This is a genomic window from Pseudoalteromonas umbrosa (assembly GCF_030125375.1).
Taxonomy (GTDB): Bacteria; Pseudomonadota; Gammaproteobacteria; order Enterobacterales; family Alteromonadaceae; genus Pseudoalteromonas; species Pseudoalteromonas umbrosa.
In genome coordinates this window covers 54130-69376 of sequence record NZ_JASJUU010000001.1, presented here as the reverse complement: position 1 = coordinate 69376, position 15247 = coordinate 54130, and the positions used below count along the sequence as shown (strand labels likewise).

Below are 15247 nucleotides of genomic sequence, written 5' to 3'. Positions count from 1 at the left end.
AAACAAGCAATTTTTAAGCCACTAATTAAGCAACTTGTTTCTCATAAACATATTCGTTGCAAATTCATCCAACATTTTTTGTTCTGCTTTTGCTTGAAGCCGCTGCTTTTCAAGTAATTTTTTCTCGATCAGTTTTGCAATTGCCTTCACTTTAGCCTGTTGTTCTAACCATAACTTTCTACGCTGCTCTACAACACGCTTTGCCGTTGCAACCGTATTTGCTTGCTGCTTAATTGCCTCTTCAATTTTATTTATAAAGCTGTGATATTGAGTGAACCCACTACTGCTCAAGCCTTGCTGTGCTTTTGTATGCAATTGTTGTGTATATTCCAAACGGAAGTCATTCAGGCCTTTCAACTTTTGCTGGTTGTCACTCAAGCTATTTTCAGCCTGAATAAAGTTGATCCGCAATGAATCCTCTTTGTCAGTTTCCAGTTTATGTAATAAAGATAATTTGTCAGCCGCCATTAGCCTTGCCCTAATAGTTGTGATAAGCCTTGTAAGCATTCATCGTAGTTAAGCACATCTTTCATGCCTTGCTGCAAAAAGCCATTTACGCTAGGCATCATCGCAATAGCTTGATCAAGCATAGGATCACTGCCTTTTTGATAAGCACCTAATGTGATCATGTCTTTGTTCTGTTGATACATTGAGTAAACTTGCTTCAAAACCCTTGCCTGCTGCATATGTGTGTCTGAAACCACTTGCGGCATAACTCGACTAATAGACTTTTCGATATCAATTGCAGGATAGTGACCACTATCAGCCAACTCTCGCGATAAAACAATGTGGCCATCCAATATAGCTCGGGCAGAATCGGCAATGGGATCTTGCATGTCATCCCCTTCACTGAGAACAGTAAAAAATGCGGTGATTGACCCTTGACCTTCTCCGCCATTACCCGCCCTTTCAACTAAAGCCGGTAATTTAGCAAATACAGAAGGGGGATAACCTTTGGTTGCCGGTGGCTCACCGACTGCAAGCGCTATCTCCCTTTGTGCCATTGCATATCGAGTTACTGAATCTAATAGTAATAATACATTGAGACCCTGATCTCTGAAGTATTCGGCAATGGTTACCGCACTTTCACAGCCTTTAAGTCTCATTAATGGAGAAGCATCCGCTGGAGCAGCGACAACAACAGAACGCCTTCTTCCTTCTGCACCTAGAATGTCATCAATAAACTCTTTAACTTCTCGTCCACGCTCACCAACAAGACCAACAACGATAACGTCGGCTTCACTGCCTCGCGTCATCATTCCCAATAAGACTGATTTACCAACACCACTACCTGCAAACAAACCCATTCGTTGACCTTGTCCTACAGTGATAATTGAATTAATAGCCCTTACGCCAACATCCATTGGCTCTTTGATCGGGCGTCTCGCCAACGGGTTAATGGGAGCCTGTGCGAATTTAAGTCTCGCTTCTGCTTGTATTGCGCCTAATCCATCTAATGGCCGCCCCAAGCCGTCAACTACACGACCTAAAAGACCCATACCGACAGGTAATCCAGCTTCTTTTACTTGAGGGATAACTCGTGCACCGGGCAAGACGCCTGATATACGATCATTTGGCATGAGATAGAGGACATCATTATTGAAGCCAATCACCTCAGCATCAATAAAGCCATTGATAGTTTCGATTTTGCACTGACTACCAACAGCAGCATTGAGTCCTTTGGCTTCAAGGGTTAGCCCAACAACACGTGTTAAGCTCCCCGCAACAGCAACACCAAAAGGGTGGATATGTTTTTGGTATGTGTTAATACGTTGTGCAAACGATTGGTTTTGGCGTTCTAGCTCTGACATTTAACATGGCGCAATAATTCTTAGATACCACTGTCATGCAAAAACTTCTCCAATATTTCAGTCAAACGCGTTTTTACCGTTAAATCGATAGAAGAGATCAGAGATTTAATTTCACAACCGCCGCGTTCAAACGTAGGCTCGGGAATAAGCTGCCATTGCTGCTTTTGGATCATATCTGCCCCGTAGGCTTCTTCAACTAAAGAAAGATCATCAGGGTGCAGATGGACTTTGAGTTGCACCTCACCGATGGGTAATGCATCCAGACCTTTTTTCAAAGCTTGTAAAATCAGTTCAGGGTTTGTCTTTATTTCGTGGAAAGTAATTTGTTGTGTCAATAAACTGACAAGCTCAATCAATTGCTTTTCACAAGCATCATCAACTTGATTAAGCGGCTCATGAATTTTTTCAATTAACTGTGTTAATGTTTGAAGTCTTTCTTCCACCAAAGGCTTGGCATCTTCAAGACCTTGTTGCTTGCCGATCTCTAACCCTTCCTTCTGGCCAGCTTCATTGCCCTCTTTGGCGCCTTTTTCAAACCCTTCAATGTAGCCTTGCTCATGACCCTGTTTTAACCCCTCGTCATATGCATCTTGACGGATCTGCTCAAGCTCCTCCAAGGTTAAAGTCGGAATTTCAGGTTCAACTGCTTCAGGCTCAACATTACGTTCAGTCTTGGTATACAACTCTTCAAGCGGAGTACCCATTGCGGTTGAACGACCGCTCAACCCACTTAGGTCCTCTTTGACATCCGGTATCGGCCACTCTTCTAAATGATCGAGTAATGCATCGACAGCCTCTCCATGAACAGGACGTCCACGGTGAAATTTAGGATCAGACATACTTTACAGGAACTCCTCACCGCCACCACCGCCAAGCATGATCTCTCCTGAGTCAGCTAAACGTCTGGCAGTTGCCAATATTTCTTTTTGTGCAGCTTCTACTTCACTGATCCTCACTGGTGGCATTGCCTCTAAATCATCGGCCATCATTTCAGCGGCACGCTTAGACATATTGCTTAAAATTTTGTCTTTTAATGAGTCATCTGCGCCTTTAATGGCTTTCATCAAGACATCTTGCTGTACTTCCCTCAGTATTGCTTGAATACCTCGGTCTTCAACATCCATCAAGTTTTCAAATACAAACATCAGATCTTGGATTTGCTGCGACATCTCTTCGTCATGTTCACGAATTGAGTCCATTAACTGACCTTCAACATTGGTATCTAGGTAGTTCATGATGTCAGCAGCAGCTTTCAAGCCGCCCATTTTCGCAGCTTGTGCACCCGCTTGACCTGCAAATTGTTTTTCCATGATTTCGTTAAGCTCTTGCAATGCTGCTGGCTGAACTTCTTCAAGGTTTGCAATACGCATTGTTAAGTCTAACCGCACTTTCTCAGTAAACTGTGAAAGTATCTCAGCAGATTGCTCCGGCTCTAAATACGACAATACAATAGTTTGAATCTGCGGATGCTCGTTGCGGATAATATTGGCAACCTGTTTTGAGTCCATCCACTTCAGTGAATCTAACCCCTTCGCACCAGAACCCATAACAATTTGGTCTATTAAACTTGCAGCTTTGTCTTCACCTAATGCTGCTGTCAGGGCCTTCTTGATGAAGTCTTCAGACTGGAAACCAATAGTACTAAAGCTCTGAATTTGCTCTATAAATAAATTATGCACGGCACTAATTTTGGACTGCGACAAATCATCAATTGCCGCCATCGCCATACCCACTTTCTGTACTTGCTTAGGCTCTAAATGTTTTAAAATTTGCGCCGCATCTTCTTCTGTTAAACTGAGCAGTAAGATGGCGGCTTTATCGACACCATCTAACTTTTCTACGTCAAACGTAGGGGGCAGTTGTTTTTGTTCTTCATCACTCATCTTCAGTTAACCACGCTTTGACCACTTGTGAAGAAAGCTCAGGTTCATTTGCTACCAATGCTCGAACCGCTTTCAATAGATCTTCATCTCCATGTAAGTCTGGCAATTGTAATGTACCATCCGAAGAGAAGCCAACAGCTGATTCATCAAAGTCATTACTAAGCATATCTAAAGTACTATCTCCTAAGTCTACACCTGCTGTAAGTGCATCCTCATCGTAGTCCTCAAGTGTATCATCTGGGTAAATAAGTCTCTTCAGCATAGGGCGAACTACCGCCATTATCAATACAATGATTACTAAAGCCCCTGCTGCAAGGCGTGCAACCTTCATAAACCATTCTTGTTCCCAAAGGGGTAGCTCTGAAGTTTCTAAAATGTCTTCGCGTACAAACGGCACTGTAACTACTTCTAATGCATCTCCACGCTGCATATCAAAACCAACACCACCTTGTAGCAAGCGACGTATGTTATTCAACTCTTCCTGTGCGCGAGGCACCATAGACACATTGCCTTCAGCATCGGCTTTAGCAACATAGTCAACCGCGACTGACACACTGATCCGACGAATAACACCTGTTTGTTGACGCTTGTGAGAAATCGTGGTGTCCAGCTCATAGTTTCGTGTTGCTTCTCTTTGAGAGCGACTAGGGGTTGTGCCTTTACCGCTGCCGCCCGGCCCAGCAACTTCTGGAATATTTGAGTCCATTGGTGGCTGGTTAGTTAATGCGCCAGGAATACCGGCGGTGATCCCACCAATGTTATTCTCTTCAAATGTTGTTTCACTGCGCACTGCTGGTAAGTCTGGGTTAAAGCGTTTGTGAGTTTCTTCAACTGCGCTAAAGTCCATGGTCAAATCAACTTGTGCTGTAAAATTACCCAAGCCAACCACTGGGATCATAATACTGTCAATTTTTGATAAGTACTCAGACTCACGTTTTCGTTCTATTTCATATTCTTTGCGAGAGCGTGCTGCCAAAGAATCTTGAGAGCCTGAATTTAATAGACGGCCATTTTGATCTGTCACAGTTACACGTGAAGGTTCAAGGCCCTGAACAGCAGAAGCAACAATATCAACAATAGAGTCAACTTCTTCTCCATCAAGCGTACGACCACGCTTCATTGTTAGTACCACTGTTGCTGAAGGCTTTTTCTCTCGACGAGCAAACACATTCTCTTTAGGAATAGCGAGTAATACTTTGGCTCTATTTATATCTTGTAATTCTTCAATCGTGCGCGCTAACTGCTGCTCTCGACTATGCTTTAGTCTTTCTCTTTCAAGGCGCTGACTCACGCCAAAACCCATGTCCTGCATCAAAATATCAGTACCAGAGGTTGGCGATTGCGTAAAACCATCTCGCGCCATTTTAAGTTTGATATTTTGATAATCTGTTTCTGCAACCATGATGGTATTGCCATCTAGCTCGTACTCAATCTTTTGAGCATCTAGAAAGTCTAGTGTTTGAACTAGCTCGTCAGTTGGGTACTGACCGAGTGGACGCATATCAGGTTGACGAGCCCAAATAATGATGAAGATGGCGATTGCCAAACAAATTGCTAAGGCGATTACGAGCGTAACTTGACGTAGCATATCAACGCCACTTAAAGCACTAAAATAACCAGACTTTTGCTCTTGCTGGGTGTCTGCACCTTCAGCGACAGCCCCTGCTGGGCCATCTGAAAGTGCTAGATCTGTCGTTTGATTTGTAGCCACAGTTACTCTCCAATCATCTCATTAATTACACTGGCATGCTCATAATGTCTTTGTAAGCTTCGACAAGTTTATTTCGAACTTGAACGGTTGCTTCAAAGGCCACTGATGATTTGTTTTTCGCAATCATAGCTTCTGCTAAAGAAACACTGCGATCACCCATTTCCACTGCGGTGACTTTAGCTTTTGCATCTCTTTGCAAATCGGCGACGTTATTTAACGCACCTTTTAAAATATCACCAAACTGAGCGCTTGATGTCGCTGCAGTCGCGTCCATAGGTTGCTTAACTTGAGGCTCGATACGGCCTGCTTGAGACGCCATTGACTGCATCTCTTGATATAAACTGGTATTTTGAATTTTCATGTTGCTCACCCTGTAAATTCTCTTACATGAGATAAGCATTATACATGCCAACTTTTATTTATTTTAAATCAATAACTTAAAAAGAAATCTGTGAGGTCGGTTTTTTGACAGGTGAAAAAGCAACCAGATTCTAACTGGTTGCTTTCGCAAGTATTAAGCAGGAACTGGCAGACCTAAATCCCGCATTTTAGCCAGTTTATATCTCAGTGTTCTTGGACTGATCCCAAGTATTTCGGCAACATCTTTTCGTTTACCGTTACAGCGAGTAAGCGTGTCCAATATAATTTGATGCTCTTTATCCTGAAGCTCTTCTTTGTAACTCATGTTATCACTAGAGCTAGGCGTTTCAGAACCCATGTTTGGATAAGCATTATAAGGTGAAGCATCAAGTTCAACAGGACTAGGAGCCAAGACTTCTTCCGTTGAAAGTTCCACTGGTGCTAAATTTTCAATGAAAATATCAGCATCAGTAACTTGCTCTCCCTGCTGTAAGATCAATGCACGTTGAACAACATTATCCAGCTCCCTCACGTTACCAGGCCACGCATGCTGTAACAATTTCTGCTGCGCAGCAACGTTTAACTTAGGTGCCAATTGATTCGACTTTTTACAATGCCTTTCAATCAAGTGCACAGCTAAAGGCACAATGTCTGCAGCTCTCTCTTTCAAAGGTAACCAAGTCAGCGGAAAAACATTTAATCTATAATACAAATCTTCTCGGAATTTGCCTTCAGCAACAGCATCTTTCAAATCTCGGTTGCTGGTCGCTAAAACTCTAACATCCAATTCGATGGTTTTTCTGCCACCTAACCTTTCTACTTCGCGCTCTTGTAAAACTCGAAGAAGCTTTGCTTGTAAGCCTAAATCCATCTCGGTAATTTCATCGAGTAAGATGGTCCCTTTTTGAGCTTGTTCAAACTTACCCGGGCAAGCCTGTATGGCGCCTGTAAATGCGCCTTTTTCATACCCAAATAGAGTCGCCTCTAGCATATTTTCAGGGATCGCCGCACAGTTAATGGCGACAAAAGGCTCACTCTTACGCTCAGAACTATCATGAATATAACGAGCTAATACTTCTTTACCCGAACCACTTGGGCCCAGTACCATCACACTGGCATCTGACAGCGCCACTTTTTTGGCAAGGCTTAATAGCTGAAGACTTTTTGGATCAGCAACAATAGGGCCATCCGTTTCTTTTTCCTTTTCAGGCATGTAACGGCTTACCATATTCAACAATACTTCCGGTGCAAATGGCTTAGCCATATAATCAATTGCACCTAATCGCATCGCTTCTACAGCATCATCAATCGTTGCATATGCCGTCATCATCAAAACAGGAAGATTTGGATAATTCAGCTTAATGCTTTTCAGTAGATCAATACCACTCATTTGTCCCATCTGAACATCACTCACCACCAGCGAGAAACTCTGCTGTTTGAGTAATACCATAGCTTGCTCTGCGCTATCTGCCTCAACACAATCAATGCCAGCAAGCTCTAATGTGTCCAATAGTGCTTCTCTTAAACCTGCGTCATCTTCAACGACTAGAATTTTATTGCTCATACAACCTCCTGAAGTTGAGTATGTTGAGATATGGGTAATAGCATACTGAAGCATGCTCCTCCGTTTGGCTCGTTGTTCACTTCAACGCGCCCTTTGTGCGAATTGGCGACTGAACTAACAACTGCTAACCCCAGTCCAGTGCCTTGTGATTTAGTAGTAAAAAATGGCTCAAAGAGTTTATCTGCCAAAGTCATGTCAACACCAGGGCCATTATCACACACCGCAATGCGGACATGTTCATCTTGATCTTTCACCGCACTCACTGTGATTTCGGCACCAGAGCCAATGACTTGAACGCTATTGTGGATCAAGTTTTGAATAGCACTTGCCAATGCTGTTTTATTACCAATAATTTCAATATCTGGATCAGGTAGTATGACGTCTAGCTTGGCATGGTGTAATGATAACATCGCATCAGAGCCCGCCTTAACCTCGTTAAGTAACTGCTGCATTGACACTTGCTCGATCACTTGCTGTTCACCACTTTTAGCAAACAACAGCATATCGTTGACTTGATTTTCAAGATCTTTCAGTCTGGACATGAGCTTGTTATGGAATTTTTCACGTGACTTTGTTGGTAAGTTTTCACTTCCCAAATTCGCGCCATATAGCATAGCAGCTGAAAGGGGAGTACGAACTTGATGCGCAAGCGACGCTACCATTTTACCGAGCGCACTCAAACGCTGCATGTGAGCAACCCGGGCTTGAAGACGACGCGTTTCAGTCAAATCTGTCATTAAGATCAATTGACCCGGCTCAGGTGTCAATGCTGAGATTTCCAGCTTAATCAATCGGCCATCACGCAGTGAAACTTCATGCCCATCATCCTGCTGAGGACTAAAAGAGCGCTGAATGATGTTAAACCATTTTTCACCTTCTAGTGGCTCACCTAGCATATCTTTAGCAATTTGGTTTGCTTTGGCAATCATACCTTGACCATCCAATACGACAACACCAGCTGGCATAGTATCGACCAAATGGCTCAGCCAACTTGCTTGTTGTCGCAAGTCACTCAACTCACCAATATAAGATTCTTGCAACAAGCAAGGGTTATATTGATTTTCTGGCACAAATTGTGGATTTATCACTTTCGCTAACGCCATGACACTACTCTCATGTATCTTCCTGAAAGGATAAAAGCAAATGGCGTGCCAAAATTATTTTATATAAATAACAATAAGTTAAATTAAAAACACACAGGACAAAACTTTGACACACTCATTGCTAACACACCAAAACACAATTGTTGAGATAATTTCAAAGTGCTCAATTCACATCAATCTCACTATATCTTGATTAAAAATACTTAATGTAAGATAAATACTAATATGACACCCTCACCAGAGAACTAAAATGTGTAAAAGATGTTTGTGGCTTGATGAGAGCAAACCCGATTATGTTGCTTATCATGATCAAGAGTGGGGAGTACCTATTTGGGATGATCGCAAATTATTTGAGTTTATTACTCTGGAGTCAGCACAAGCTGGACTAAGCTGGTATACCATCTTAAAAAAACGTGAAAACTACAGAACCGCCTTTAAAGAGTTTGATGTTCAGAAAGTCGCAAACATATCAGAGCAAGATGTAGATATACTTATGGAAAACAAAGGAATTATACGTAATAGAGCCAAAATATTGGCCACCATAAACAATGCACAACGTTTTATCGAAGTTCAGTCGGCTTTTGGCAGTTTTGCAAAATACCAGTGGGCATTTATGGACTTTATCCCAAAAATAAATGATATTAAAAGCAAAGATGACTACCCAACTACTAGTGAAATAAGCGAAAAATTTTCCAAGGATTTAAAAAAGAGAGGATTTAAGTTCTTGGGACCGACTACAATATACGCACATATGCAGGCTTGTGGCATGGTGAATGATCATGATAACGACTGCCATAGAAAGCAGCCGTTAACCGACTTAATAGCCTCTTTAGACCTAACTAAGGAGCTAAACAAAGAGACTAATTAGTTATAGCCTTAATCTCTATTAAGGTTATACTTTTTCATTTTTTCAACCAGTGTCGTGCGTCTTACACCGAGAATTTCAGCAGCACGTGCGACAACATAATCATAACGCTCCAATGCTTGTGTGATAAGACTCACCTCAAGCTCAGCTAGATAATCTTTCAACTCAATCCCTTCATCTGGCAATAGTCCAAGCATAGGCTGCTCTGACGCGACAATATCCTCTTCCTCTTCAAAATCACTAAAACCTTCACTAAATAAGTCATTGAAAGCATCCCTTTCCATGAGTTCTTCAGGATATTCAGGTTCAAATGCTTCGACTTCTATGTACCTATATTTGGTTGGCAAGTCAGTTACATCAACCAACTTATCAGGAAACATAATTGCCATACGCTCGACTAAATTTGCCAGCTCTCGAATATTGCCTGGCCAAGCATGAGACTTCAAGCTTTCAATAGCTCTATCGGTGAACTTCACTCCTTTATTGCCTTGTTCGGTCACTCTTCTAAGAAGTTCCTTTAATAATAAGGGAATATCATCAACTCGCTGACTAAGAGAGGGATTTTCTATAGGAAATACATTGAGGCGGTAGAATAAATCCTCTCTGAATTTACCCTCTTCTATCATTGCCTCAAGGTTCCGGTGTGTCGCCGCAATGACTCGAACATTTGCCTGAATTGGCTTAGTTCCGCCTACTCTTTCATAGCTACGCTCTTGTAAAACTCGCAGTAATTTAACTTGCATTTGCAGCGGCATATCGCCAATTTCATCTAAAAACAACGTACCATTTTGAGCTAATTCAAAACGCCCTTTTCGAGCCGAAATGGCACCAGTAAACGCACCTTTCTCATGGCCAAATAGTTCACTTTCAAGTAACTCCCCAGGAATAGCACCACAGTTTACTGGCACAAAAGGACCGTCGGAGCGGTTAGAAAGTAGATGTACATTGCGAGCAACCACCTCTTTACCAGTCCCTGATTCTCCTAGAATTAGAACATTAGCATCCGTTTGTGCGACTTGAGAAATTAAAAACCTAACCTCTTTAACCGCATCAGTATCACCAACTAGTCCATCAAATGATTTAGCATCACGCCCTTGCTCAGTTTGACCTGGTAACAAACTCAAATACTGTTGACAGTCGTGTAGTAACTGCATCGTCACGTCATGGCTAAATGGCTCGGTGATTAATCCAATTACATTAGCAACGGACATCAGAGGTCTAAGTGTTTCGCCAACTAAAATGAAAGGATGAGCAGGAAGGCTCCTTATATGGCGCTCATGATCCAATCCATCGAGTGCACCTAGTATCACCTTACATTCTTGATACTTTTTTACCAGCTCTGGGCTAAAGTCTGATTCAGCAACTACGTTTGCTGGTTGTCCACAAAATGACAATGCAGCAGCTAGTCCAGAAGCGCGATTATTGTTTTTATCGATGATCAGTATCATTTGGACTGGATCCAAGAATTTTTTATAAGTCTATGAGTATGATTGTAAGGGAGTATCTATGGGATGCAATACCTAAGTGGCAATTTCTTGACGTAAACGCCAAATAAATGCCACTGAGTATGTTTTGAATCAATACAATAGTATTAATTTTTACTGGAGAAGATTAAGTACAGAGGATGCTGACTGATTCGCTTGACCTCTTAGAGCAACAGATGTTTGCGATAGAATATCATTCGCAGCACGTTCAGCAGTCGCTTGCGCAAAGTCAGTATCCGCTATTCTGCTTTGACTTTCTGCAATACGATCACTCTGATTACCAAGGCCTCGTATCGTGCTATCCAAAGTATTTTCAAATGCACCAAGTTGAGAGCGTTGAGAGTTTACATCTTTTGCTACTTGATCCGCAGCAGTAATCGCTGCTTGAGCACCAGCCTGAGTGGAAATATCCACACTTAAAATTCCCGCAGCAACTGTGCCATCTGTTGGAGTAAAACTTTGCGTAGTATTTGCATCGGGTCCAACTTGAAAACTCGCCTGCTGACCATCAAATAAAGGGTCACCACCAAAAGTTGTGTTTTCAAATGTCTCTGTGATCTGAGTTTGTAGCTGTGAGACCTCGTCTTGCAAAGCTTGTCTATCACTATCATTCAAAGCGCCGTTACCAGCCTGAATGGACAATTCTCTAATTCGACTAACAGCATCATTAACACCAGATAACGCTGAGTCAGCAGTTTGAGAATACGAAATACCATCGTAAGCATTACGAATAGACTGGTTATATCCTTCTTGCTGTGAGGTTAAACGATTAATTATCTGTAGCGCAGCAGCATCGTCTGCGGCCGAGTTTACCTTTTTACCCGTCGCTAGCTGTTGATTCAATTTATTATTCGTTTGCTCTGTTCTATTAAAGAAAGAGTTACTCGGCGAGTTGATTTGCAACATGACACCTTCCTCCGCAATACTGATACTCTTATATTACGCTCATTAGTGCAAAAAGTCACCTATCGTCTAAAAATCACAAACCAGCTTGTGTTAAATACTGCAAAATTCGAAGAAGTGATATAAAGTATTGAGTAATCACTTTTTTTAGGATGCAGGGGCACAATCTTTACCTAGTACTTTTTTCTACAGTGTAAAGAAATGATTGCACCTTTAGATGGGTAAAATATGTTTGATAACAAAACAATCTTGATTACTGGCGGGACAGGCTCCTTCGGCAAGAAATACGTTAAAACTCTGCTTGAAAGGTATCGCCCTAAAAAGATTATCGTTTTTTCACGAGACGAGCTAAAGCAGTTTGAGATGCAGCAAACATTCAACGCACCATGCATGCGTTATTTCATCGGTGATGTAAGAGACCGAGATCGACTCCGCAGAGCGATGCAAGGTGTTGACTACGTGATCCATGCTGCAGCACTAAAACAAGTACCAGCAGCTGAATATAACCCCATGGAATGCATTAAAACAAATATCAATGGCGCAGAAAATGTCATTGAAGCAGCACTTGATAGTGACGTTGATAAGGTAATTGCACTCTCAACTGACAAAGCAGCCAATCCAATCAACTTATATGGGGCGACCAAGCTTGCTTCAGACAAACTATTTGTCGCAGCAAACAATATCGCAGGCGGTCACAAAACCATGTTTTCTGTAGTACGTTACGGAAATGTGGTTTGCTCTAGAGGCTCTGTGGTACCGGTCTTTCAAAAATTTATCGATGAACAGCAGGATCACATCCCCATAACTCACCCTGATATGACGAGATTTTGGATTAGTTTACAACAAGGTGTTGATTTTGTTCTTAAAAATTTTGAACGCATGCTAGGTGGTGAAATTTTCGTCCCTAAAATACCTTCCATCAAAATTACTGATTTAGCAACCGCTATGGCACCAAATCTAAAGCAAAAAGTCGTAGGGATAAGGCCCGGTGAAAAACTCCATGAGGTGATGTGCCCCGAAGACTTGTCTTTTGATACTTTTGAATTTGATGATCATTTCGTCATTGCTCCTGGGATAAAATTTAGTAGCAGAACAAACGCCTTTGACATCAATGCTCTCAATGAGAAAGGTAAAGCCGTACAGCCTGGTTTTGAATACAACTCACTGACCAACACTGAATATTTATCTGTCGAAGAAATAGCTGAGTTCAATAAACAGGCATTATTATGATCCCTTACGGTAAACAAGCCATATCTCAGTCTGATATTGATGCAGTAATCGAAGTCTTAAACTCTCCTTGGCTAACTCAGGGTCCAAAAATACCTGAATTCGAATCCTCAGTCAGTAGTTACTGCCATGTAACCCATGCTACTGCGGTTAATAGTGCTACTTCAGCATTGCATATCGCATGTCTCGCTCTAGATGTTGGGCATAATGATATTGTCTGGACATCACCAAACTCTTTTGTTGCCTCAGCAAATTGCGCATTGTATTGTGGCGCAAAAATCGACTTTGTCGACATTGATGCAGACACTGGTAATATGTGCATTAACGCACTTGAATCAAAATTAATCGCTGCAAAAAAAAATAATGCTCTGCCTAAAGTCGTCATCCCAGTGCATTTTGCAGGCCAATCCTGTGATATGGAGTCATTACACAAACTCAGTGTCGAATATGACTTTAGAATCATTGAAGATGCGTCCCACGCAATAGGTGGGCAATACAAAAATAGCCCTGTTGGTAATTGCCAATATTCGGATATCTGTATTTTCAGCTTTCACCCAGTTAAAATTGTCACATCAGCTGAAGGCGGTATGGCACTGACCAACTGCAAAGATTTAGATGAAAAATTAAAACTATATAGAAGCCACGGTATTACTGCCGTACCAGATTTGTTAGAGCAAGACTCAGACGGCCCTTGGTATTACGAGCAGCAAACACTAGGGTTTAATTACCGAATGACAGATATCCATGCCGCACTTGGTATATCACAACTTGACCAGTTAGATCAGTTTGTCAGCAAGCGAAATGAACTTGCAGCGCACTACGATACATTGTTCACCAAACATGATGAGATCAGTCCGCTCAGACAAAGTAACGACGCTTACAGCGCGTATCATTTGTACGTTGTTCGAATCGCCAATTCATCTGCACAATTACATAGAGAACTTGTAACGGAATTGAGAGCTAAAAATATCTTCTGTCATGTACATTACATCCCGATTTACTTGCAGCCATACTACAGAAAACAAGGGTTTGAACAAGGGTATTGCCCTAACGCTGAATCGTATTATCACAGCGCGGTTACATTGCCTCTCTTTCCTGAACTGACACAACAAGAGCAAGATTATATTGCAGCGACACTTGTTAAGACACTAACTAAATTGAGAAACGTGGAAAAATAGGGAAAATCATGTCAAAACGCTGTTTAAAACTTGCATTCATTGGGGGCGGTGCCAACTCGGCTGTAGGGTATGTACACTTTTCTGCTGCTCAACTAGATAACAGATTCCAAGTCGTTACAGGCGCATTTAGCCGAGATAAAGAGCAAAATGAACTTACGGCACAACAATGGGGCATTGAACCGAATCGTGTTTATGATGATTGGCAAGGTATGCTCAAAGCTGAACGCCATAACATTGATGCTGTGGTTGTATTAACACCCACACCGCATCACTTAGAAGCCCTTGAAACACTGTTTAAGCTCAACATTCCAACTATTTGTGAAAAGTCGCTTGTCTGTGGCAGTGATGAAATTCAGCAGTTAGCTCAAAAGTATGACGCACAAAAGCACTTTCTTGCGGTCACATTCAACTATTCTGGCTACGCCATGGTTAGAGAGCTTAAAAGCCTAATACAACATGGAAAGCTCGGCACGATCCAAAAAATACATTTAGAAATGCCACAAGAAGGATTCAAAAGACCGCCTGAAATCGCGGGAAAGGCATCTCCACCTCAGGCTTGGCGTTTACAAGACTACGCAGTGCCGACAATCTGCCTTGATTTAGGTGTACATTTGCATCATCTATCTAGCTATTTACTTGAGCTAGAACCAGAAAAAACAAGTGCCCTATTCGCTACCCACTCTGAATACACTGGTTTAGTGGATGATGTTCAAATGTTGCTAAAGTACCCGAACAACATCACAGGTAGTATGTGGATGTCTAAAACGGCGATCGGTCATAGAAACGGCTTAAAAGTACGTGTGTATGGCACCGAGGGAAGCGCACTGTGGTATCAGCTCAACCCAGATGAGCTTGAACTCAATTTTAACGATGGGCGCAGAGAAATACTTGATAGAGCAGGCCAATGCCAGTACGCGAATCAATTTAGATACAATCGAATGAAACCTGGGCACCCAACGGGGTTTGTCGAGGCATTCGCTAATCTTTACACTGATATACATCTCGCTTTAGAGAGCTATCTAGCTGCACAAGACAATGCCAATGAATACGTATTTGGTTTTGAACAAGCCCGTGATGGCTTAGCATTGTTTGAAGCGGCAACACGCTCCAATCAATCTGGTACTTGGGAAAGTATCAAATAATACCTATGAGTGAAGG

14 protein-coding genes are annotated in these 15247 nt (G+C 42.0%); 4 read left to right on the top strand and 10 right to left on the bottom strand.

From position 1 onward, the window contains the following. Positions 1-21: 21 nt before the first annotated feature. The 8 genes from fliJ to QNM16_RS00305 form a co-directional block, all read right to left on the bottom strand. Complete coding sequence (gene fliJ, locus QNM16_RS00340; protein ID WP_284018619.1) at positions 22-468, bottom strand: flagellar export protein FliJ; 447 nt, start codon at positions 466-468, stop codon at positions 22-24. Continuing rightward, positions 468-1811: a flagellar protein export ATPase FliI gene (gene fliI / locus QNM16_RS00335; protein WP_284018618.1), complete on the bottom strand. Its 1344-nt coding sequence runs from the start codon at positions 1809-1811 to the stop codon at positions 468-470. The genes fliJ and fliI overlap by 1 nt, the downstream gene beginning before the upstream one ends. 20 nt (positions 1812-1831) lie before the next feature. Next, positions 1832-2650: a flagellar assembly protein FliH gene (fliH, locus tag QNM16_RS00330; RefSeq protein ID WP_284018617.1), complete on the bottom strand. Its 819-nt coding sequence runs from the start codon at positions 2648-2650 to the stop codon at positions 1832-1834. A 3-nt stretch (positions 2651-2653) separates the two neighbouring features. Next, positions 2654-3694: a flagellar motor switch protein FliG gene (fliG, locus tag QNM16_RS00325; protein WP_023401801.1), complete on the bottom strand. Its 1041-nt coding sequence runs from the start codon at positions 3692-3694 to the stop codon at positions 2654-2656. Next, positions 3687-5405: a flagellar basal-body MS-ring/collar protein FliF gene (fliF, locus tag QNM16_RS00320; RefSeq protein ID WP_284018615.1), complete on the bottom strand. Its 1719-nt coding sequence runs from the start codon at positions 5403-5405 to the stop codon at positions 3687-3689. Before fliF ends, fliG begins: the two co-directional genes overlap by 8 nt. Before the next feature lie 25 nt (positions 5406-5430). After that, positions 5431-5766 (bottom strand): flagellar hook-basal body complex protein FliE, encoded by a 336-nt coding sequence (gene fliE, locus QNM16_RS00315; RefSeq protein WP_063363410.1) that lies wholly within the window; start codon positions 5764-5766, stop codon positions 5431-5433. Between the two features lie 153 nt (positions 5767-5919). Beyond that, positions 5920-7329 carry a sigma-54-dependent transcriptional regulator gene (locus tag QNM16_RS00310; protein WP_284018613.1) on the bottom strand — a complete coding sequence of 470 codons (1410 nt, stop codon included), beginning with the start codon at positions 7327-7329 and terminating at the stop codon, positions 5920-5922. Next, the gene (locus QNM16_RS00305; protein ID WP_284018612.1) at positions 7326-8432 is read right to left on the bottom strand and encodes a sensor histidine kinase; all 1107 of its coding nucleotides are present in this window, start codon (positions 8430-8432) and stop codon (positions 7326-7328) included. The genes QNM16_RS00310 and QNM16_RS00305 overlap by 4 nt, the downstream gene beginning before the upstream one ends. A gap of 250 nt (positions 8433-8682) precedes the next feature. Here QNM16_RS00305 and QNM16_RS00300 point away from each other — a divergent pair, with 250 nt between their 5' ends. Further along, on the top strand, positions 8683-9300 hold the full coding sequence (locus QNM16_RS00300) for a DNA-3-methyladenine glycosylase I (RefSeq protein ID WP_284018611.1): 618 nt from the start codon (positions 8683-8685) through the stop codon (positions 9298-9300). Positions 9301-9308: 8 nt separating this feature from the next. Here the strand turns inward: QNM16_RS00300 and QNM16_RS00295 are convergent, their stop codons facing one another. After that, the gene (locus tag QNM16_RS00295) at positions 9309-10745 is read right to left on the bottom strand and encodes a sigma-54 dependent transcriptional regulator (protein ID WP_284018610.1); all 1437 of its coding nucleotides are present in this window, start codon (positions 10743-10745) and stop codon (positions 9309-9311) included. Between the two features lie 150 nt (positions 10746-10895). Continuing rightward, positions 10896-11684 (bottom strand): flagellin N-terminal helical domain-containing protein, encoded by a 789-nt coding sequence (locus tag QNM16_RS00290; protein ID WP_284019877.1) that lies wholly within the window; start codon positions 11682-11684, stop codon positions 10896-10898. A gap of 228 nt (positions 11685-11912) precedes the next feature. Between QNM16_RS00290 and pseB the strand changes: the two genes are divergently transcribed. Genes pseB through QNM16_RS00275 form a run of 3 tightly spaced genes read left to right on the top strand, consistent with a single transcriptional unit; the run spans position 11913 to position 15231 of the window. Then, positions 11913-12914, top strand: coding sequence for a UDP-N-acetylglucosamine 4,6-dehydratase (inverting) (gene pseB / locus QNM16_RS00285; protein ID WP_284018609.1), 1002 nt, complete (start codon positions 11913-11915; stop codon positions 12912-12914). Further along, the gene (pseC, locus tag QNM16_RS00280; RefSeq protein ID WP_284018608.1) at positions 12911-14089 is read left to right on the top strand and encodes a UDP-4-amino-4,6-dideoxy-N-acetyl-beta-L-altrosamine transaminase; all 1179 of its coding nucleotides are present in this window, start codon (positions 12911-12913) and stop codon (positions 14087-14089) included. The genes pseB and pseC overlap by 4 nt, the downstream gene beginning before the upstream one ends. An 8-nt stretch (positions 14090-14097) precedes the next feature. Then, the gene (locus QNM16_RS00275; RefSeq protein WP_284018607.1) at positions 14098-15231 is read left to right on the top strand and encodes a Gfo/Idh/MocA family protein; all 1134 of its coding nucleotides are present in this window, start codon (positions 14098-14100) and stop codon (positions 15229-15231) included. Positions 15232-15247: the final 16 nt, after the last annotated feature.

Excerpts from the sequence above, each read along its gene's own strand:
- fliJ (WP_284018619.1), bottom strand. The coding sequence starts at position 468 with ATGGCGGCTGACAAATTATCTTTATTACATAAACTGGAAACTGACAAA.
- fliI (WP_284018618.1), bottom strand. The coding sequence starts at position 1,811 with ATGTCAGAGCTAGAACGCCAAAACCAATCGTTTGCACAACGTATTAAC.
- fliH (WP_284018617.1), bottom strand. The coding sequence starts at position 2,650 with ATGTCTGATCCTAAATTTCACCGTGGACGTCCTGTTCATGGAGAGGCT.
- fliG (WP_023401801.1), bottom strand. The coding sequence starts at position 3,694 with ATGAGTGATGAAGAACAAAAACAACTGCCCCCTACGTTTGACGTAGAA.
- fliE (WP_063363410.1), bottom strand. The coding sequence starts at position 5,766 with ATGAAAATTCAAAATACCAGTTTATATCAAGAGATGCAGTCAATGGCG.
- QNM16_RS00310 (WP_284018613.1), bottom strand. The coding sequence starts at position 7,329 with ATGAGCAATAAAATTCTAGTCGTTGAAGATGACGCAGGTTTAAGAGAA.
- QNM16_RS00305 (WP_284018612.1), bottom strand. The coding sequence starts at position 8,432 with ATGGCGTTAGCGAAAGTGATAAATCCACAATTTGTGCCAGAAAATCAA.
- QNM16_RS00300 (WP_284018611.1), top strand. The coding sequence starts at position 8,683 with ATGTGTAAAAGATGTTTGTGGCTTGATGAGAGCAAACCCGATTATGTT.
- QNM16_RS00295 (WP_284018610.1), bottom strand. The coding sequence starts at position 10,745 with ATGATACTGATCATCGATAAAAACAATAATCGCGCTTCTGGACTAGCT.
- pseB (WP_284018609.1), top strand. The coding sequence starts at position 11,913 with ATGTTTGATAACAAAACAATCTTGATTACTGGCGGGACAGGCTCCTTC.
- pseC (WP_284018608.1), top strand. The coding sequence starts at position 12,911 with ATGATCCCTTACGGTAAACAAGCCATATCTCAGTCTGATATTGATGCA.
- QNM16_RS00275 (WP_284018607.1), top strand. The coding sequence starts at position 14,098 with ATGTCAAAACGCTGTTTAAAACTTGCATTCATTGGGGGCGGTGCCAAC.